The sequence below is a fragment of the Winogradskyella flava genome, from assembly GCF_014243395.1.
GTDB lineage: Bacteria > Bacteroidota > Bacteroidia > Flavobacteriales > Flavobacteriaceae > Winogradskyella > Winogradskyella flava.
Genome location: NZ_JACLCP010000003.1, coordinates 335347 through 355587, shown reverse-complemented (window position 1 = coordinate 355587; position 20241 = coordinate 335347). Strand labels below are relative to the sequence as shown.

Sequence of the window (20241 nt, the reverse complement as noted above, 5' to 3'; positions counted from 1 at the left end):
CCTATTAACTAGATACAAACGTCTTATTTATAAAAGATCATATGAAGTATATTATAACAACTCTGATTATTATAACAAGCATGGTTGGGTATTCTCAGAACAAAGTATTAGAACCTAAACTAGAAAACATCGCGTGGATTGCTGGCACCTGGCATGGTGAAGCCTTTGGAGGACAAACCGAAGAAATTTGGAGCGAGCCTTTTGGAGGTTCCATGATGGCAACTTTTAAACTCATTAATGATGGTAAAGTTACGTTTTATGAAATCGAAGTCATCAGGGAAGTTGAAAATACGTTGATGCTTCAACTAAAACATTTTGATCCAGACTTAAAAGGATGGGAAACTAAAAACGAGACTGTTGATTTTCCGCTAAAGGAAATCACTAAAAACAAAGTGGTCTTTGAGGGTATGACTTTTGAAAAAATATCATCAAACGAAATGAATGTCTATGTAGATATTAAAGACGATGAAAAGGTAGATACCGTAAAATTCAATTATAAAAAAGAGGTTCTAAGTAAAAAACCAATAAAGCAGCTCATACCAGTTAAAAAAGCTCAAGAAAACCTTGTGATTGATGGTATTGCCAATGAAGCTATTTGGAAAACTGCAGAATGGCTTCCTTTGGATCAATTATGGTTAGGAGAATCGTATTCATCAACAGACTTTAGTGGACGCTATAAATTAACTTGGGCTGCTGATGCACTTTACGTTTTAGCCGAAATTAAAGATGATATTCTCAGCGATATTTACAAAAATCCAGTAGAAAATTGGTGGGATGACGATTGTTTGGAGATATTTATAGATGAAGATAACAGCGGCGGAAAGCACAGATTTTCGCATAATGCATTTGCCTATCACATTGCACTAGATGGTAATGTTGTAGACATGTCACCATCAGGCAAAGGGAAACTCTATAATTCTAATCTTCAATCTAAGAGAGTAACTACTGGAAACACTTCCATTTGGGAAGTTAGAATTCCTCTATTTGACGATTCGTACATAGACAACAGTCCAAATAACAAAACCGTCACTTTAGAAAAAAATAAAAACATAGGCTTTGCGATCGCCTATTGTGATAATGATAATAGCAAAATGCGCGAAAATTTTATTGGTTCTATAGAAGTTGAAGGAAAAGACAAGAACCAGGGCTATTTAAACGCAGATATTTTTGGAACTTTAGTCCTAAAGAAATAATCAATTCTTGACTGTGTATTAACAAAAAATTAAAACATAATAATTCAACATTCTCTTACTTTTAAGATTCCTAATAAAACCATCTAAAAATGAAAAACGCAATAGTAATTCTAGTATTCCTTTTTTCCATTACGTTCCAAGCACAAACTGACCAAAAAATTTATGATATTATAGATGCAGTTTCAGAAGAGAGACTCAGAAATGATGTAAAGACCCTTGCCAATTTCGGCACGAGACACACCTTAAGTGATACGCTTTCTGATACACGTGGAATTGGTGCTGCACGTCGTTGGATTAAAAAACAATTCGATAATATATCGAATGACTGTAATGATTGTCTAGAGGTATTTTATCAAAAGGATTTAGTAGAGAAAGGAACAAATCAGCGTATTGTCAAAGATATCATGGTGGTTAATGTCGTTGCTATTCAAAGAGGTACCAAATATCCTAATCGCTATATTATTATGAGTGGTGACATCGATTCAAGAGTATCAGACCCTACAGATTTCACCTCTGATTCTCCTGGTGCTAATGACAATGCCACAGGTATGGCAGGTGCCATTGAAGCAGCTCGTGTTCTCTCAAAATATAAATTTGAAAGCAGTATTGTATACTTGGGTTTATCTGGTGAAGAACAAGGCTTATTTGGCGGGCAAGGTATGGCAAAATATGCTCAAAACAATAACTGGGACATCATAGGAGTTTTAAATAACGATATGATTGGTAATATTTCTGGAGTAGATGGCGTGGTTGATAATAGAACATTTAGAATTTTTTCCGAACCTACTACTACTGGTGAAACAGATGCTGAAAAATTAAAAAGGCTAGCCAGAGCACGTCGCTTTTACGGTGGTGAAGTTGATGGTATTTCTCGTCAATTGGCGCGTTATGTGCATAAAACGACCAAAACCTATATGCCAGAAATGAATCCCATGATGGTTTATCGTCTAGATCGCTTTGGACGTGGAGGGCATCATAGACCTTTTAATGACCTAGGGTTTGCAGGCATTAGAATAATGGAGGCACACGAAAATTACACGCAGCAGCATCAAGACATTAGAACTGAGAATGGTATTGATTATGGTGATACCTTTGAGCACGTCGATTTTCCATATTGTAAAAAACTTACGGCTGTGAATGCCATTACCATGGCAAGTCTAGCCTCTGCTCCACCTGCGCCAAAAGAAGTCGGTATTGGAGGTATTGTAGAGGCATCTGCTAAACTGCAATGGACTAAAGCCGATGGTGCTAAAGGTTATAAAATCTACTGGAGAGATACCACATCTCCGACTTGGGACAATAGTCGCTACATAGGTGATGTTAACGAGTTTACCTTAGATGGCATCGTTATAGACAACTCTTTGTTTGGAGTCGCAGCTGTTGGCGCAAATGGTCATGAAAGTGCAGTGGTTTTTCCAAATAAAATTATGAGATGACAACATACTAAATCAATCAAAATCAATCAAAAATGAAATCAATTAAACACATTCAACTTCTAGTTCCTATATTATTTATGGGCCTTATTGTAAGTTGTAAAAAAGACGCAGAAGTGGTAAGCCAACCAATTAAAGACCTACATCTTCCAAATTTAAATGTTTTATTTGAAGATTTTAACACTTTAGATAGCACCGAAAATTACCAAGGTTTGGCCAACAAGCTATTTACAAATAATAGAGACTTAAATTCTTCTGAAATGTACGTATATGCCGCATGGATGTACGGAAAAGCAGCAATCGCAGATTCTGCAGCACTAATGTTGCATAGAGCCATTGATAATGGAATGTCTAACCCTAAAGTACTTTCCAAGTTTGAGTTAGAAGGCATAATAGGGTCTTCTGAAAACTCAGATAAATTAAATATGCGCTTAGACTCAATTCAAAAAGAACTTAAAAACACAGATAATTTTGGCATTCAATTAGAAGCCATGGATACATTCTGGTCTTATTTTAAGAAAGCCAAAAGTGATACGTCTAATGCAGAAGTCTATTTTAAAGAGTTTATTTTTAACGGTCCAAAAGAACTTAGAGACTATTATGTCATCAGATATATGAATCTGGAGTCAATGAAAGATCAAATCATAGAAGAGACACCAGAGTATTACAGTTATTTAGAAACACAGTTCAGTCAAGATAGTGTGCTTGCCCTAAAAAAACGCATTACAGGTTGGATGAAAAATTTTAAAAGAATATACCCTGATGCCGTATTTCCTAAAGTGTATATTGTCCCTGGGTTATTGAGTTCTGCTGGGACTGCTTCAGAATTAGGCATGTTTGTTGGTGGTGATATGTTTGGTAAAAGTGCTAATATGCCTATTGAAGGAATGACTGAGTGGGAAAAAGAGGTTATTGCAAAGACTGAAGAAATGCCAAGCCTTATAATACACGAATTAATGCACTTTCAGCAAAACTATGGAGATACAAAAAATACAAATAATGTTTTAGGAAGTGTTTTTATGGAAGGTGTATGTGATTTTATGGTCGAGTTGTGTACTGGTATTGTACTAAAGAATAAAAATACAGACTTTTTAAAAGATCCCAAGAATTTAGAAATGGTATGTGCTGACTTTGCAAAAGATAAATTTACAACTGATTTCTCGAGATGGTTATATAATGGTGAAATTGAAGATAGACCTTTTGATTTAGGTTATACATTCGGATATTTAGTATCAAAATCCTATTATGAAAAACATAATGATAAGGAAAAAGCTATCTACGAATTATTGAACACAGATGACTACACTGAAATTTATAAATATAGTGACTACGCCTATCTCCTGAATTAAAATTTTAAAAATTAAAATCAAATAAACTGTGAAACGTATTCTATTTATAATTTTTCTTCTTCTTGTCTCAATTTCTGAAGCTCAATTACTTCAAAATAAAACCACATTTACAAAACAAGATACTTTAAGAGGTAGTATTACACCAGAGCGCGAATGGTGGGATTTAAGCTACTACAATCTCAATATTAAGGTTCAACCTGATAAAAAATATATCTCTGGCTATAACATCATTCGCTATAAGGTTTTAAAATCACATAATGTTATTCAAATTGATTTACAAGAACCACTCGAAATAGCTGCTTTTACTCAAGATAATGAACAGTTGGATTACACTAAAATTGGTCCAGTCTATTTCGTTATTCTCAAAAAAAAGCAAGTACCTGGAGCATACAATGAATTGTATGTCCAATATTCAGGTAGCCCAAAAGAAGCCGTAAGAGCACCTTGGGATGGTGGATTTTCTTGGAAGAAAGACAAAAATGGAAAACACTTTATAGCAACGTCTTGCCAAGGTCTAGGTGCCAGTGTCTGGTGGCCAAATAAAGATCATATGTATGACGAAGTGGACAGCATGCGCATTGCTATAGATGTTCCAAAAGATTTAATTGCTGTTGCCAATGGTCGCCTTCGTGACACTTATGATTATGAATATGGTGACTACAGATTGTATGAGTGGTATGTAGATAATCCAATTAATAATTATGGTGTTAACGTGAATATTGGCGATTACGTTAATTTTTCTGAAGTCTATGAGGGTGAAAAAGGACAACTCGATATGGATTATTGGGTGTTGAAAGATAATCTTGATAAAGCAAAAAAACATTTTAAAGATGCTCCGAAAATGATGAAAGCCTTTGAGCATTGGTTTGGACCTTATCCGTTTTATGAAGATAGTTTCAAGCTAGTTGAAGTGCCTTATTTAGGTATGGAACATCAAAGTTCGGTGACTTATGGTAATCAATATAAAAAAGGTTATTTAGGGAGTGACCTATCAAGAACTGGTTGGGGTTTAAAGTTTGATTTCATAATTATTCACGAAGCTGGTCATGAATGGTTCGCGAATAACATTACCTATAAAGATGCAGCAGATATGTGGATACACGAGGGATTTACAGCATATTCTGAAAATCTATTTTTAGATTATTATTATGGGAAAGAAGCCGCTTCAGATTATGTTATTGGGACTAGAGCTAATATTCAAAACGATAAACCTATTATTGGACAATACGATGTCAATAATGAAGGCTCTGGCGATATGTACTATAAAGGCGCTAATATGCTGCATACACTGAGACAATTGGTCGAAAATGACGACTTATGGAAACAAATACTTCGTGGTCTGAATTCAGAATTCTATCATCAAACTGTGACTACGAAGCAGATTGAAGACTACATCAGTACTATCACTAAAAAAGATTTATCGGCTTTTTTCAATCAGTATTTACGTGATACAAGGATTCCTACTTTAGAATATTCACATCAAAAAAGAACTTTAAAATACAGATGGATAAATATTGTTAAAAATTTTGATATGCCAATCAAAATAAAAATTGGTGATGATGAAAAATGGATCTTTCCAAAGTCTGAATGGCAAACCATAGAAACATCTTCAAGTAAAAAACCAATTACTATTGACCGTAATTTCTATGTGAGATCCAAAGAATACTAAAGATGGAAATCCCAGAACTCTATTTTGAACGCGATACTGACTGGTACGATTGGTTACTACAAAATCATATCAAATACAAAAAGGTTTACCTTATATTTTACAAACTCGAGACTGGTATGCCAACCATGCGCTGGGAAGAGGCCGTGAAAGTAGCTTTATGTTTTGGTTGGATAGACTCTACTGTAAAAAGCTTAGGTAATGGAAAGCGAAGACAATATTTTTCTCCAAGAAACCATAAAAGTACTTGGAGTGCGCTCAACAAGAAGTACATTACAGAACTTGAAGCACAAGGTTTAATCCAAGAATCCGGCTGGAGAATGATTGAACTAGCAAAGCAAACCGGAACTTGGACAGCCATGGACGATGTAGAAAATGGCATAATTCCAGAAGATTTGCAATTCGCTTTCGATAATAATGAACTAGCCTTTGAAAAATATCAAAATTTCTCGAAAGGCTATCGAAAAAGCTATTTATCTTGGTTAAATAGCGCTAAGCGCGAAGCCACAAGGCAAAAACGAATTATTGAGATTATTAAACTCTGTGAAGCCAATATGAAAAGTCGTGACACTTGGTAAGTCAAAACATCAACTTCTTGATATTTTCCATATACCCTCGACTTACACGCACCACATCACCATTTTTCATAGTCACATCATAGCTTTTAGAATATTTATGTAGTTCTTTAACAGCATTCAAATTAATAATGGAAGATCGATGTACTCTAATAAAAATTGCTGAATTTAATTTTTCCTCTAAGGTAGAAATACCATAATTACTCACATAAGTTTTATCATTAGTGACCAATTTAGAATAGTCACCATAAGCTTCAATCCTTAAAACATTCTCTAAAGCTATAGTCACCAATTTATTTTGGGTTTGTACTAAAATACGTTCTGGAGACTTTGAAGCTTCCATCAAGAGACTTTCTGCTAAAGGTCTAGCCTTGTTTTCATTTGTGTTCTGTGTTAATCGGTCTACAGCAACCTTAAAACGTTCTTTGGTATAGGGCTTTAATAGATAATCTACCGCGTGAACTTCAAACGCTTTTAATGCGTACTGATCATAAGCTGTAGAAAAAATGATTTGCGGTAGTTCCTCCAGATGAGTTAACACGTCAAAACCTGTCATCCCAGGCATTTGTATATCCAAAAAGACTAAATCTGGTTTAAACTCGTTAATCATCTTCACAGCATCAACACCATTATTAGCTTCTCCCAATAAAATGAGTTCAGGATAGTCTTCTAAATATTCTTTAATCAACTGACGACCTGCAGATTCATCATCTACTATTATTACTTTTCTCATATAGCAAATGATATTTTCAAACCCTTTGGCGTATTATCAGATAAATTTAAAGTGCTTTGATACATTTTCTCCAAACGAAGTTTAGTATTGGTAAGACCAATACCTTTATTAAAGACCGAAGTTTTATCTTTAATCCCTACTCCAGTATCACTAATCTCAAAGTGCAACTTCTCGTTTTTCTTAAAAATACGAATGGCAATTTTCCCGCCCTCTATTAAAGAGGACAAACCATGTTTAATGGAGTTTTCTACTAAAGGTTGTAATAGCATTGGAGGAATCATTTCATCTTTTAAATTGTCATCTACATAGATTTCTACTTCTAAACGTTCCTGAAAGCGCTCTTTTTCTAAATCTAAATATTTATTAACAAATTCTAATTCTTCTCTTAATGGTACTTTTTCAACTTGTGAAGCCTTTAATTGATAACGAAACAAATCAGAAAGCTCAGCAATCAAATGCCTTGTTTTTTCGTTTTTTGCTGGAACTGAAGCACTAATAGTATTAAAAATATTATATAAAAAGTGTGGATTGAGTTGCGCTTTTAATGCAGATAACTCACTCTTAAGTGCTGCATGACGTAATTCTCCCTCAACTCTTAATTTTCTCTGATTTTCTAAGAAATAACGGTAGGCAAAATAACAGCCAAATTGAAACATTAAGAATAAGGTAGGTATGTACCAATCCCAAACTTCTCCTGTACCTCGCAAGCGACCTAGTTCCATATAGTCTAATAATATATAGCGACCTTCTCTAACAAAATACACTATAACAGGAATAAGAATAGCTACTACAATTATCTGTATTAGTGTTCGCTTATTTTTTAAAAGCCTAACACCTAAAAACCAAACTAAAATAGAAGCCAAAAAGTAGAATAAATATGGCATTCCTGCTACATACCAATATTCTCGTAAATTAATCCAACCAAAAAAACCTTCTTCTTCATAACCATTTCTATTGTACCATAATACAACATGGTATAAAATTGAAAAAAAGGCATAAAAAATAGAAATGATTAATACGCTAGATCTAGTAGAAGTCTTCATAACTAAAAGATTAAAGTTTAAAGATAGTATATCATTTTTCATTCTGAAACTGAAAAAAGACGAGTTGTCCTATAGACCGTTGAATTGGTAAGTACACTCATCTCCCTATATACCCACTTAACGGTTTTGACGTGCATAAAATGAGTCAGTGTTACAAATTTGTGTCAGAATACAAAACGATATACTATGAAAGCAATTGCATTACTATTATTATTCACATTTGGGTCAGCCTTAGCACAAAATACTATTACAGGTAAAATTGTCACCGAAAACCAACAGCCTATTCCAGCAGCTATTATATCCTTATTAGATGCTGAAACAAATACTTTCGTTAAAGGTGAACTTTCTAATGATGCTGGTGATTTTAGATTTAAAAATATTGATGATGGCTCATATGTGATTCTAATTACTAGTTTAGGTTTAAAAGACTTTACATCGGAAGCTTTCACTTTAAACAATAGCAAGAAGACTTTTGTTACAATTGTTATGGTAGATGATTCAGATGAACTTGATGAAGTTACCGTAGTTGCAGAAAAACCAATAATAGAAGTTAGAGCTGACAAAACCGTGTTTAATGTAGCTAACACGGTTAATGCCATTGGCGATTCTGGTTTTGAATTATTGCGAAAAGCACCAGGTATCATCATTGATAATTCAGACACTATCATAGTAGAAGGTAAAGCAGGGGTTCTATTTTATATTGACGATAGACCGTCCGTTTTGCGAGGTCAGGATTTAGTGAATTTTCTTAAAACCTTACAAGCTGCAGATATTGAAGCCATAGAAATTATAACACAGCCTTCTTCTCGCTTTGATGCCGAAGGTAATGCCGGTATCATCAATATAAAGCTTAAAAGAGACAAATCCCTAGGCACAAATGGTACAGTAGCGTCATCGTTAACCTTTGGTGACTTTGCAAGAACAAGTAATTCGTTATCATTTAATAACAGAAATAAGAAGACTAGTATCTACGGTACTTACAGCAATTTCTTTGGGAAAAGTACCAGTTTTATCAACCTTAATCGAACCCAAAATGGAAACAATTTTAATGCCAAGACCGAAAGTGTTTTTGATGCGAACAGAAACAATATACGCTTAGGTTTTGACTATTATGCTAATAAGAAATCGACATTTGGAATAATTGTGAATGGCAATTTCAACAATTCAAACTCTGAAAGTGATTCACGAACTCCCATTACTTTAAGTGACATGAATAGTCCATCTGAAGTACTCGTCGCCAGTAGTGATTCCAGAAACAGAACCTCTAACCTTTTTACTAACATCAACTATAGATTTAAGGATACTTTAGGCCATTCCCTAAATATCGATTTAGACTACGGAAAATATGATAGTGAGCGTGAAAACCTGCAGCCAAACCGCTACTTCAATGGCGATGAAACACAAGTGCTAAGTGAAAACATTGTCTTCTTTGATACTCCAATAGACATCTCGATTATCTCCGGACAAATTGATTATGAACAAAACTTCCTTAAAGGTACATTAAGTCTTGGTGCAAAATATGCCAAAGTAAAAACTCAAAATAGTTTTGATGCTTACGATAAAACCAATGGCACTAATAATTTAGATGAATCACAATCCAATGATTTTGCTTATGATGAACAAATAAGTGCCGCTTATTTTAACTATAGCAGAAAATTCAACAAGTTTAATCTACAGTTTGGGTTACGTATGGAAAATACAGTTTCTGATGGCATTTTAACAAGTCTACTAGGTGATCAGGATAATCGCGTAAAGCGCAATTACACCAATTGGTTTCCTAGTGGAGGCCTGACGTATCAAGTTAATCAAAAAAATAGTTTGGCACTGATTTACAGTAAGCGAATTCAACGACCAAATTACCAGAGTTTAAACCCGTTTCAATATCGAATCGACGAGTTATCGTTTAGACAAGGTAATCCATTTTTGCAACCGCAGTATACAGACAATATCAAACTGTCACATACTTATAATTATAGGCTAACCACATCGTTGAGCTATAGCTTTATATCAGACTTTTTTGCTCAGGTGACCGAAGCCGTCGGTGATGATCAAAACTTTATTATACAACGAAATGTGGCCAATCAAAAAATCCTCAATTTAGGCGTCTCTTACCCAACAAAGTTTAATGACTGGTGGAGAATTTACCTAAGTGTTAATGCTTACAGAAGTATCTATGAAGCTACAAATCCTGATTTTGTTTCGACACAGCAAAACACATTAAGCTTATATGCCCAAAACACTTTTAAACTTCCAAAAAACATCACTTTTGAAGTTTCTGGTTGGTACAGCTCTCCATCAGTTTGGGGAGGTACTTATGAAACCAGAAGCCTAGGATCCTTAAATCTAGCCTTTCAAAAACGTTTTTTAGATGATAAGTTAACTGCAAGATTAGGTTTTAATGACATCCTCTTTACATCTCCATGGCAAGGTACCACAAGGTTTGGAGACTTATTTATTGATGGTAATGGCGGCAACGATAGTCGACAAATACGTTTCAATTTAACCTATAATTTCGGTAGAGATGAAATCAAAAAAGCACGTAAACGTAATACTGGAATTGAAGAAGAAAAAAATAGAATAGACTAATAATTAAAATGATAAACTATGAAAACAACATTTAAACTAACCGTATTATTGATCTGTATGATCATATCGGTAATGACTTATGCTCAATCCGAATATTCAAGAAATGGTATTACGAACAACAGAACGGTGTTAGAAAGCAATGAGAGCAATGAAGTAAAAGCAGAAATTGTTATCACTGATTCTGAAACTATCAAAGGCTACAAAAACCTAGAATTTAAATTAAGTAATGGTATGTCATTTACATACGAAGACGGCAACTATAAGGCTGGTTACAACAATAGGTCCTTAGATGTAAAAGGAAAATACTCTATAACTAGCGAAGTAGGAACTTTATCAATCGCATTCAATGCAGACGATGGCTCAATTTGGTGGGTATTTAGGAAAAAATAAAAACTTTAAATCACATAACAATATGAAATCGATAAAATTAAAACGCAATCATGTAGTATTTTTTTTAGGCCTCTTCTTGAGCACTTTATCCTATGCCCAGAAGACCTATTTAAAAATAACTAAAAGTGATAAGGCCAATGACTACGAAATGTATCCGCCCGGAACAAAATTTGAACTCAAGAACAAACATGGTTACATTCTTTTTAAAAACAGTGATGAACCAGGTATTATTGAAATTGAAGAAGACTACACCTTGTATGTATATCCATCTTGGAAAGATGATGCCGATGTCTTCAAATTGACAGAAGGTAAAGTCGAAAAAATACTAACATCTAATTATTCCAAAACAGAATTAAAAAATCATTCTGTAAAGAGTAACGGCGTTTCAGCCATCTACACAGTTAGTGATTCAAGACAACGGGAAGGTAAAAAGAATTTAGAATTCAAGCTAAACAATGGTATAACATTTAAATATGAGGACGGTAAATACCGCGCATATCTAAATGAAGAAGAAAACTATCTCAACATAGAAAGCAAATACCTCATAGAATCGGAGTTAGGAACTTTAAAGTTAAGTTTTAATGCCAGTACGGGAGTTGTTTGGTGGGTTTTTGAATCTGTAGAAGATTAGAAAAAAGGGAAGCAGATTTGCTTCCCTTTTTTATTTATAATCCACTGATATAACTACCATAAGGGTCTTTGATTTGTAAACCTTCTGAATAACGGTACTTACTTAATTTTTTAAACTGCACCAATCCCCAGAGAATAAATTCTTTTTCAAAATAGACATCACGTTTATCAATATCTGGTTGGTAATCTGCTAAAAGTGCATCTAAGGGTTTGACCTCATCCAATTTCGATTTATAAGTAGTATCATCAAAATCATCCAATAACTCGAAACCGTCTCCATTAAAGAACCATGAAATTAAATCATCATATGGTGTTTCTTCACCTTGTTTTTCTAGCTTTTCTATTTTTGGAAAGTATTTGGGAAATAAGGTTTTAATAGCCTCATCCATTAACGCATTCGCCACAAAATCTGCACCTTCTTGTTCTCCTTCATAAACGAGTTCGACTTTACCTGTTATTGCAGGTATTACACCTATAAAATCAGATAAGCGTACTGTTGTTTTATCATCACCTGAAAGCAAAGCACGTCGTTCTGCAGTACTCAATAAGTTCTCAAACGCAGTAATACTCAAACGTGCACTCACACCACTCTTTACATCCACATACTCACTCTCTCGAGCTTCAAAACTAATTTGCTCTAATAAGTCTTTTGCCAAGTCTGGCACATAAACGGATTCCGTTTGTCGCGAATCAAGCTTAGCCTCTTGAGATGTTATGCTTCTTGCTGTATCAATCGTATGAGGATAATGGGTTAAGATCTGAGAGCCAATTCTATCTTTTAAAGGTGTTACAATGCTTCCACGATTGGTATAATCTTCTGGATTCGCTGTAAATACAAATTGCATATCCAATGGCAATCGCAGTTTAAAGCCTCTAATTTGAATGTCACCTTCCTGCAAAATATTAAACAATGCCACCTGAATTCTAGCCTGTAAATCTGGTAACTCATTAATCACAAATATGCAACGGTTAGCACATGGAATCATGCCATAATGAATAACGCGATCATCGGCATAGCTCAACTTTAAATTGGCCGCTTTTATGGGATCTACATCGCCTATAATATCAGCCACCGTAACATCTGGTGTTGCTAATTTTTCCGCAAAACGATCCTCACGATGCAACCAAGTTATTGGTGTATCATCACCTTTTTCTGCGATTAATTCCAATGCATATCTGGAAATGGGTTGCAAAGGATCATCATTAATTTCTGAGCCTTTTACTACTGGAATGTATTCATCCAACAAATTCACCATCATACGAGCCAAACGTGTTTTTGCCTGACCTCGAAGACCTAATAAATTAATATTATGTCGTGAAAGTATAGCGCGTTCCAATTCTGGAATCACAGTATTTTCATAACCGTGAATACCTGTAAACGTTGTTACTTTATTCTTTATGTTTTTAATCAAATTATCGCGTAATTCATCCTTGATAGATTTTGATTGATATCCTGATGTTTTGAGTGCTCCTAGTGTTTTTATTGTTTCTATTTTCATTTCTATCCTTTAATTCTTCTTTTTCTATTATTCTCGTAATCTTCGAAAATCATTTCACCTAAACCTTTCAATCCAGTGTAAAATGCTTTACCTCTATTAGCTTGAGTAAATTCTCTAACGAATTGCATTAAATATGGATCTTCAGCAATCATAAATGTGGTTATGGGAATATGCAATCGCCTTGCTTGCTGAGCCATAGCATAACACTTATTGGTGATGTAAGGGTCTAAGCCATTACTATTTTTATAATACTGACCATCTGGTAAGCGTAAGCAACTTGGCTTACCATCGGTAATCATAAATATCTGCTTATTGGTATTACGCTTTCTTCGTAACATGTCCATAGCTAACTGTAATCCAGCCACAGTATTTGTATGATAAGGGCCTACCTTTAAATAAGGCAAATCTTTAATCTTAATAGGCCAAGCATCATTCCCAAATACCAAAATCTCTAAAGTATCCTTAGGATATCGTGTAGTTATGAGTTCAGAAAGAGCCATGGCTACTTTCTTAGCTGGTGTGATTCTGTCCTCTCCATATAAAATCATGCTGTGACTAATATCGATCATCAGTACAGTACTCATCTGACTTTTATGAAGTGTCTCCTCTACAACCAAATCATCTTCGGTAAGATTAAAATCTCCAATACCATTATTAATTTGAGCATTGCGCAAACTTTCGGTCATTGAGACTTTATCTAGAGCATCACCAAATTGGTAAGCTCTAAAATCACCTGTATGCTCATCACCAATACCGACACCTTTACTTTTATGGTTTCCAGCACCACTCCGTTTTATTTTTCCAAAAATGTGATCTAAAGCTTGCTGGCGAATGGCACGTTCTGTTTTGGCAGTAATAGTAAGCCTGCCTTTTCCATTTCTCTCACCGTCACCACCCGTTGGATCTATTTCTTCTCTTATATATCCTTTGTTTTTAAGGTCTTCAATAAAATCATCAATGGTGTAGTCTGGGGTGGTCAGCTCATATTCTTTGTCCAGTTGGCGCAACCAATCTATAGCTTCATCAAAATCCCCAGACGTATACGTAATTAATTCCTTAAAGATTTCAAATAGCTTATCAAAAGGAGACTGATTAGGTGCTTTATAGGTTTTAAATACAAAACCTGACTTTTTTCTTTTTTCCATCATAGCTATGTAAAAATAAGGCTTTTTCTAAATGTAATAAACCCTTCATTTTATATTCTAACATTTTATTAACTTTACTAAAAATCATTGATAAGTTGACAGAAGAAAACAAAAAGCTTAGGAAAAAGATAAATTGGACAACAGACAGAATTATGAGTACCTCAGCACTCTTTGTAAGTGTAATTTCAGTTATTGCCCTAATTTATCAATCATCTTTAGCTAGAGAAGAGAATGTACTTATTCAAACACAACAAAGTGCAAGTGTATTACCTCATTTAAGCCAATGGTTTAGTTCTTCCGGAGGATTTAAAGTAGTTATAGGAAATAAAGGTGTTGGACCTGCATTTATCAAAGAGGTGAATATTACTTACGATTCGATTCATCATTTTAATAATACTGATAATTTATTCAAACATATCTTTAAAACCAATCATAGTTTAGATTCTATAGGCTCGACAACAAGTACCTTTAAAAAAGGCTATGTGCTACCCGCAAATGAAACCATTGAGCTTATTAAAATTTCTGACCCTGAAGGCATTAACATATTTCGGAAAATTCTAAATACAAAAAGTTGGTTTTATTCAATTGAATATGAGGATGTCTATGGTACTCGCTGGGAACTTAGTAGTTTAGGAGACACTAATGTTCCAAGACGCATAAGTAAAGACTAATTCCTTAACATCACATTAAGAAATCTCTGTCTAGTTTTCATTAATTTTAAGCATTACTTAACTAACCTTAAAATAATGAAACGATTTTTATCCTTGCTAATGCTTATCTGCATAGCAACACTTCCTGCACAAGAATTTTCAATGGACATGGTCAAAAATCTGGCACCACGAAATATTGGTCCTGGTGGCATGTCAGGACGCGTCACTGCTATTGATGTAGTTCATAGCAATCCAGATGTTATGTATGTAGGCACTGCTTCAGGTGGACTTTGGAAATCGACTTCAGGAGGTATTAAATGGGATCCTATTTTTGATAAAGAATTGACGGCATCCATTGGAGCGGTTGAAATTCAGCAATCTAACCCAAGCGTGATTTGGGTCGGAACTGGTGAAGGTAATCCTCGTAATTCCTTAAATGGTGGTTATGGTGTTTATAAATCCCTAGATGGTGGTAAAAATTGGATGGCAATGGGGCTTGAAAACACAAGGCATATTCATAGAATTATTGTTGATCCAACCAATCCAGATGTAGTTTATGTTGGTGCTATTGGCTCTCCTTGGGGCGAACATCCAGAACGTGGTGTGTTTAAAACCACTGATGGTGGCAAAACCTGGAATAACATCCTATTCGCAAATAACAAAACGGGAGTTGCTGATTTGGTGATGGACCCAACAAATCCAAATAAACTTATTGCAGCCATGTGGGAACATAAACGTGACCCTTGGTTTTTTAATTCTGGTGGAGAGGGCTCTGGTTTACATATTACACATGATGGTGGCAAGACCTGGAAAAGAATTACAGAAGACGATGGTTTTCCTAAAGGAGATCTAGGCCGAATTGGTGTAGCTATAGCACCTAATAAACCAAATATTATTTATGCTTTGGTTGAAGCTAAAAAGAATGCTTTGTACAAAAGTGAAGACGGTGGTTTTAATTGGAAAAAGATTAATGATAAAAGCGACATAGGCAACCGTCCATTCTACTATTCCGAGATTTATGTAGACCCTCAAAACGAGAATAGGGTCTATTCAGTATTTACTTATGTCAATGTTTCTGAAGATGGCGGAAAAAACTTTACACAGTTAATGCCTGCCTATGGGGTAAGCAATGGTGTGCATCCAGATCATCATGCATGGTGGATTCATCCTGAGGATGGAAGTTTTATGATTGATGGCAATGATGGTGGTATGAATATCACTAAAGATGGTGGAAAAACATGGCGTTTTATTGGCAACTTACCTATCGCTCAGTTCTATCATATCAATGTGGATAATGAATTTCCTTATAATGTTTATGGAGGCATGCAAGACAATGGGTCTTGGAGAGGACCGGCTTATGTATGGCGTGCACAAGGCATAAGAAACAGTTATTGGCAAGAGATTAGTTTTGGTGATGGCTTTGATGTGGTTCCTGACAGAGACGATTCGAGATATGGATGGTCAATGAGCCAACAAGGTTTTGTTAGTCGCTATGATTGGCAAACCGGAAATAACTATGGTGTAAGACCAACACATCCTGATCCAGACGTGAGACTTCGTTTTAATTGGAACTCTGCCATTAACATCGACCCTTTTGATAATAGCACGATTTATTTTGGTAGCCAATTTGTACATAAATCTACTGACAAAGGCGAAACTTGGACGGTCATCTCGCCTGACCTATCCACTAACGATCCTGAAAAACAAAAACAATCCGAAAGTGGTGGGCTAACCATGGACGCCACTGGTGCTGAAAATCATTGTACCATTCTAGTTATTGAACCATCCCCTTTAGAAAGAGATATGCTCTGGGCTGGTACTGACGATGGTCGGGTACATTATACAACCGATGGCGGAAAAAATTGGACTGAGGTTACTAAAAATATTAAGGATCTACCAAAAGGTAGTTGGATAGCACAAATCAAAGCATCGAACAAGAATAAAGGCGAAGCACTTTTAATTGCCAATGACTATAGACGTTTCAATTACGAGCCATACGCCTACAGAACTAAAAACTACGGAAAAACTTGGGACAGAATAGTTGATAAAAGCGATGTACAAAGTTATACTTTATCTATTGTTGAAGATATAGTAGAACCAAATCTTATGTTTTTAGGCACAGACGATGGTTTATATATTTCTCTGAACGCTGGAGAAAAGTGGATAAAGTGGACTGAAGGTTTCCCCACAACATCCGTAAAGGATCTAGTTATTCAACCAAGAGAGCATGATTTAGTTATTGGCACGTTTGGAAGAGCAGCTTGGGTCTTAGATGATATCAGGCCACTAAGAGCAATGGCCACGAACTCGGTAATAATGAGTTCAACCATTGAGTTATTTGATCCGCCTACTGCGTATCAAGCTGCATACCAACAACCTACTGGAAGTCGTTTTGGAGCAGACGCTATGTATCACGGTGAAAATCGTGGTGGTGGTGCACGTTTCAGCTATTTGTTTAACAAAAACGAAACAGCGGACACTGAGGCTCTAGAAGTGTCCAAAACAAATGAAGAAGATGTTGATGAGGCTTCGAGTGCCTCAGCCTCCAAAAAAGACAATAAAGTAAAATGGGATTCCTTAACACTCAAAATATTTGATGGTGACCGATTGATACGAACTCTAAAGCAAAAAACACCAGAAGAGAATGGCATACACAAATGGACATGGTATATGAACGAAGCAGGTGTTAGCAGACCATCTAGACGTAATAGAAAGCAAACTAGAGAACCAGGTGGCGTTTCTGTAAAGCCAGGCACTTATAAGGCAGTTTTACACTATGGCGATTTAACTTCTGAAAGCTCTATAAAAGTGGAATCAGATCCAAGACTTGATGTGTCTCAGAAAAACATAGATGAAGTGTATGCTGCTGCGAAACAATTAGAACAACTCCAGAAAACTGCATCTGATGCCGTAAAGCAATTAATTGAAAGTAAAGACATAGCTGAAAAGTATAAAAAAGAATTGGCCAAATTAGATAAAGAAAAATTTGAGGATCAGATCAAGTCCTCCAAAACCACAATTAAGGCTATCGATAGTTTGATGGACAAATATTTGGGCAAAGAGGATAAACGTCAAGGGATTACAAGAAATCCTGAAGTAAATCCGTTGCAACGCTTAAGAACTGCTCAAGGTTATGTTTATAATAGTCAAACAGGTTTGACATCAACGGAAACAACTTTAATAAAGCATGCTAAAGATGCTCTAGATAAGCTATTTAATAAAACCAATACCTTTTTCAATAAGGAGTGGAAAGATTACCGGGACCAAATGAAACAAATTCAGATAGATCCATTTAAAGAAATCAAGGTTTTTGGAATCGACTAACAATCAAAAAACAATTCAATATGAAAACAAAACTTTTTACCCTATGTATTGCCTTTCTTATACTATCATGTAAGGAAGATAAAGACAAAACTGAAACTAAGCGAGAAATTCAACAGTACACCATCAATCAATTTATGGATAATGAAGCTGTTGGTGGTGGAAGCTTTTCTGCTGATAACAGTAAATTATTGATTTCTAGCAATCGTTCAGGAATTTACAATGTTTATTCAGTGTCTGTTAAAGGTGGTGAATTGACACCAATTACCCAGTCAGACAGCACGTCTTATTTTGCTAATGCTTATTTTCCTGAGGACAATAGAATGCTGATCAGTGCAGATGGCAATGGCGATGAAATTGATCACTTATTTGTAATGGAAACGGATGGAAGCATCAAAGATATTACACCAGTAGATGGTGCGAAGGCTAATTTTTATGGTTGGTCCAAAGACGATAAGCACCTATACTTTGGTTCTAACAAAAGAGATCCAAAGTTTTTTGATGTTTATAAAATGTCCATAGACGATTATTCATCGGAAATGCTATATCAAAATAACGATGGCATGAATTTTAGTGGCATGTCTGAAGATGAAAACTATTTCGCTCTTTCAAAAACTGTAAACACCAATGATAGCGACTTATTTATTTACAATGCCAGCACCAAGGAAACTATCAAAGTAAATGACAATTTAAGTGCTAATTCTGCTCAGGATTTTTCTAAAGATAATAGTAAGTTCTATTACACTACCGATGATGGTTCTGAGTTTTCATACCTAATGTCTTATAACCTAGAAACCAAAGAGAAGAAAAAGGAAATTGAGAAGTCTTGGGATATTATGGGTAGTGGTTTTACCTCAGAAGGCACCTATATGGTAGTTTATGTAAATGAAGACGGAAAAAACGCTATTGAGGTAATGGACACTAAAACAATGCAAACAATCGACTTACCTGATTTTGATGGAAAAAGCATTACGAGTGTAAGTTTTAGCGATGATGAAAAGTGGATGCGCATGTATGTTGGCGGTTCTAATTCACCTTCAGATTTATATACCTTTAATTTCGAAACTAAAGAACAAAATAGAATCACCAACGTCCTTAATGATGAGATCAACCCTAAGGATTTAGTAACAGCCAAGGTCGTCAGATACAAATCATTTGATGGCACAGTAATTCCTGCTATCTATTATCTACCACATCAAGCGTCCGAAGCCAACAGAGTCCCAGCAATGGTTTGGGTTCATGGTGGTCCTGGTGGGCAAACGCGACAAAACTTTAGCTCTTTAATGCAATACATGGTAAATCAAGGCTATGCTGTGTTGGCAGTAAATAATAGAGGTAGTAGTGGTTATGGAAAGACCTTTTATCAAATGGATAATAAAAATCATGGTGAAAAAGATTTACAAGATTGTGTTGAAGGTAAAAATTGGTTAGCCACCCAGCCAGAAATTGATGGTAGCAAAATAGGAATCATAGGTGGTTCTTATGGTGGTTATATGACCATGGCCGCACTAACCTATGCTCCAGAAGAATTTGATGTAGGTGTTAATCTATTTGGTGTTACCAACTGGATGCGTACACTAAAAAGTATTCCTCCATATTGGGAATCTTTCAGAGAAGCACTTTATGATGAATTAGGAGATCCATTCTCTGCAGATTCCGTGCGTTTAAAACGTATTTCACCATTGTTTCATACTGATAAAGTCACTAAACCTTTGATTGTATTGCAAGGTGCCAAAGACCCAAGGGTTTTACAAGTAGAATCTGATGAAATTGTTGCAGGTGTTAGAAAAAATGGAGTTCCTGTAGAATATGTCTTATTTGAAGATGAAGGTCACGGATTTATTAAAAAAGAGAATCAAATTGAATCTTATAGTCGGATTGTGAAATTCTTGGACACCTATCTTAAAAAGGAAAATGAACCTTTAGATGGTGAAACTAAATCTGAGGAGATTGAAAGTGAAACCAAATAATGAAATTATTAAAAATAAAAAACCCATAGGATTTATAAATCCTATGGGTTTTTTAATG

The 20241-nt window shown here is 35.2% G+C and carries 15 protein-coding genes; 11 read left to right on the top strand and 4 right to left on the bottom strand.

Annotated elements, in window-relative coordinates; translation table 11 throughout:
- Nucleotides 1–41: 41 nt before the first annotated feature.
- The 5 genes from H7F21_RS12085 to H7F21_RS12065 all read left to right on the top strand — a co-directional run bounded on the left by H7F21_RS12085 (nucleotide 42) and on the right by H7F21_RS12065 (nucleotide 6219).
- Entirely contained in the window at nucleotides 42–1193 is a 1152-nt protein-coding gene (locus H7F21_RS12085; protein ID WP_221892474.1) for a DUF6265 family protein, read from the top strand.
- A gap of 89 nt (nucleotides 1194–1282) precedes the next feature.
- Nucleotides 1283–2629, top strand: coding sequence for a M28 family peptidase (locus H7F21_RS12080; protein ID WP_185789546.1), 1347 nt, complete (start codon nucleotides 1283–1285; stop codon nucleotides 2627–2629).
- A 32-nt stretch (nucleotides 2630–2661) separates the two neighbouring features.
- Complete coding sequence (locus H7F21_RS12075; RefSeq protein WP_185789545.1) at nucleotides 2662–3975, top strand: DUF2268 domain-containing putative Zn-dependent protease; 1314 nt, start codon at nucleotides 2662–2664, stop codon at nucleotides 3973–3975.
- A gap of 28 nt (nucleotides 3976–4003) precedes the next feature.
- Nucleotides 4004–5644, top strand: a complete 1641-nt coding sequence (locus tag H7F21_RS12070) for a M1 family aminopeptidase (protein WP_185789544.1) — start codon at nucleotides 4004–4006, stop codon at nucleotides 5642–5644.
- A 2-nt stretch (nucleotides 5645–5646) separates the two neighbouring features.
- Nucleotides 5647–6219, top strand: a complete 573-nt coding sequence (locus tag H7F21_RS12065) for a YdeI/OmpD-associated family protein (protein ID WP_185789543.1) — start codon at nucleotides 5647–5649, stop codon at nucleotides 6217–6219.
- 1 nt (nucleotide 6220) lies between these two features.
- Here the strand turns inward: H7F21_RS12065 and H7F21_RS12060 are convergent, their stop codons facing one another.
- Entirely contained in the window at nucleotides 6221–6949 is a 729-nt protein-coding gene (locus tag H7F21_RS12060; RefSeq protein ID WP_185789542.1) for a LytR/AlgR family response regulator transcription factor, read from the bottom strand.
- A complete protein-coding gene (locus H7F21_RS12055; RefSeq protein WP_185789541.1) occupies nucleotides 6946–7992 on the bottom strand; it encodes a sensor histidine kinase in 1047 nt (348 codons plus the stop codon). The genes H7F21_RS12060 and H7F21_RS12055 overlap by 4 nt, the downstream gene beginning before the upstream one ends.
- A gap of 186 nt (nucleotides 7993–8178) precedes the next feature.
- Here H7F21_RS12055 and H7F21_RS12050 point away from each other — a divergent pair, with 186 nt between their 5' ends.
- The 3 genes from H7F21_RS12050 to H7F21_RS12040 are packed head-to-tail and all read left to right on the top strand — an operon-like array spanning nucleotide 8179 to nucleotide 11599.
- The gene (locus H7F21_RS12050; RefSeq protein ID WP_185789540.1) at nucleotides 8179–10578 is read left to right on the top strand and encodes an outer membrane beta-barrel family protein; all 2400 of its coding nucleotides are present in this window, start codon (nucleotides 8179–8181) and stop codon (nucleotides 10576–10578) included.
- An 18-nt stretch (nucleotides 10579–10596) separates the two neighbouring features.
- The gene (locus H7F21_RS12045) at nucleotides 10597–10968 is read left to right on the top strand and encodes a hypothetical protein (protein ID WP_185789539.1); all 372 of its coding nucleotides are present in this window, start codon (nucleotides 10597–10599) and stop codon (nucleotides 10966–10968) included.
- A 22-nt stretch (nucleotides 10969–10990) separates the two neighbouring features.
- The gene (locus H7F21_RS12040) at nucleotides 10991–11599 is read left to right on the top strand and encodes a hypothetical protein (protein WP_185789538.1); all 609 of its coding nucleotides are present in this window, start codon (nucleotides 10991–10993) and stop codon (nucleotides 11597–11599) included.
- Nucleotides 11600–11633: 34 nt separating this feature from the next.
- Here H7F21_RS12040 and H7F21_RS12035 read toward each other — a convergent pair whose 3' ends face one another.
- Both H7F21_RS12035 and H7F21_RS12030 read right to left on the bottom strand, forming a co-directional pair.
- Nucleotides 11634–13097, bottom strand: coding sequence for a MoxR family ATPase (locus H7F21_RS12035; RefSeq protein WP_185789537.1), 1464 nt, complete (start codon nucleotides 13095–13097; stop codon nucleotides 11634–11636).
- A 2-nt stretch (nucleotides 13098–13099) separates the two neighbouring features.
- Complete coding sequence (locus H7F21_RS12030) at nucleotides 13100–14245, bottom strand: vWA domain-containing protein (RefSeq protein WP_185789536.1); 1146 nt, start codon at nucleotides 14243–14245, stop codon at nucleotides 13100–13102.
- Between the two features lie 149 nt (nucleotides 14246–14394).
- Between H7F21_RS12030 and H7F21_RS12025 the strand changes: the two genes are divergently transcribed.
- From H7F21_RS12025 to H7F21_RS12015, 3 genes are all read left to right on the top strand, one after another.
- Nucleotides 14395–14913, top strand: coding sequence for a hypothetical protein (locus tag H7F21_RS12025; RefSeq protein ID WP_185789535.1), 519 nt, complete (start codon nucleotides 14395–14397; stop codon nucleotides 14911–14913).
- 75 nt (nucleotides 14914–14988) lie between these two features.
- Complete coding sequence (locus H7F21_RS12020; protein ID WP_185789534.1) at nucleotides 14989–18216, top strand: VPS10 domain-containing protein; 3228 nt, start codon at nucleotides 14989–14991, stop codon at nucleotides 18214–18216.
- Nucleotides 18217–18236: 20 nt separating this feature from the next.
- Nucleotides 18237–20183, top strand: a complete 1947-nt coding sequence (locus tag H7F21_RS12015; RefSeq protein WP_185789533.1) for a S9 family peptidase — start codon at nucleotides 18237–18239, stop codon at nucleotides 20181–20183.
- The last annotated feature ends 58 nt before the right edge of the window (nucleotides 20184–20241 follow it).

Excerpts from the sequence above, each read along its gene's own strand:
- H7F21_RS12025 (WP_185789535.1), top strand. The coding sequence starts at position 14,395 with ATGAGTACCTCAGCACTCTTTGTAAGTGTAATTTCAGTTATTGCCCTA.
- H7F21_RS12055 (WP_185789541.1), bottom strand. The coding sequence starts at position 7,992 with ATGAAGACTTCTACTAGATCTAGCGTATTAATCATTTCTATTTTTTAT.
- H7F21_RS12040 (WP_185789538.1), top strand. The coding sequence starts at position 10,991 with ATGAAATCGATAAAATTAAAACGCAATCATGTAGTATTTTTTTTAGGC.
- H7F21_RS12060 (WP_185789542.1), bottom strand. The coding sequence starts at position 6,949 with ATGAGAAAAGTAATAATAGTAGATGATGAATCTGCAGGTCGTCAGTTG.
- H7F21_RS12015 (WP_185789533.1), top strand. The coding sequence starts at position 18,237 with ATGAAAACAAAACTTTTTACCCTATGTATTGCCTTTCTTATACTATCA.
- H7F21_RS12050 (WP_185789540.1), top strand. The coding sequence starts at position 8,179 with ATGAAAGCAATTGCATTACTATTATTATTCACATTTGGGTCAGCCTTA.
- H7F21_RS12030 (WP_185789536.1), bottom strand. The coding sequence starts at position 14,245 with ATGATGGAAAAAAGAAAAAAGTCAGGTTTTGTATTTAAAACCTATAAA.
- H7F21_RS12020 (WP_185789534.1), top strand. The coding sequence starts at position 14,989 with ATGAAACGATTTTTATCCTTGCTAATGCTTATCTGCATAGCAACACTT.
- H7F21_RS12045 (WP_185789539.1), top strand. The coding sequence starts at position 10,597 with ATGAAAACAACATTTAAACTAACCGTATTATTGATCTGTATGATCATA.
- H7F21_RS12075 (WP_185789545.1), top strand. The coding sequence starts at position 2,662 with ATGAAATCAATTAAACACATTCAACTTCTAGTTCCTATATTATTTATG.
- H7F21_RS12085 (WP_221892474.1), top strand. The coding sequence starts at position 42 with ATGAAGTATATTATAACAACTCTGATTATTATAACAAGCATGGTTGGG.
- H7F21_RS12035 (WP_185789537.1), bottom strand. The coding sequence starts at position 13,097 with ATGAAAATAGAAACAATAAAAACACTAGGAGCACTCAAAACATCAGGA.
- H7F21_RS12080 (WP_185789546.1), top strand. The coding sequence starts at position 1,283 with ATGAAAAACGCAATAGTAATTCTAGTATTCCTTTTTTCCATTACGTTC.
- H7F21_RS12065 (WP_185789543.1), top strand. The coding sequence starts at position 5,647 with ATGGAAATCCCAGAACTCTATTTTGAACGCGATACTGACTGGTACGAT.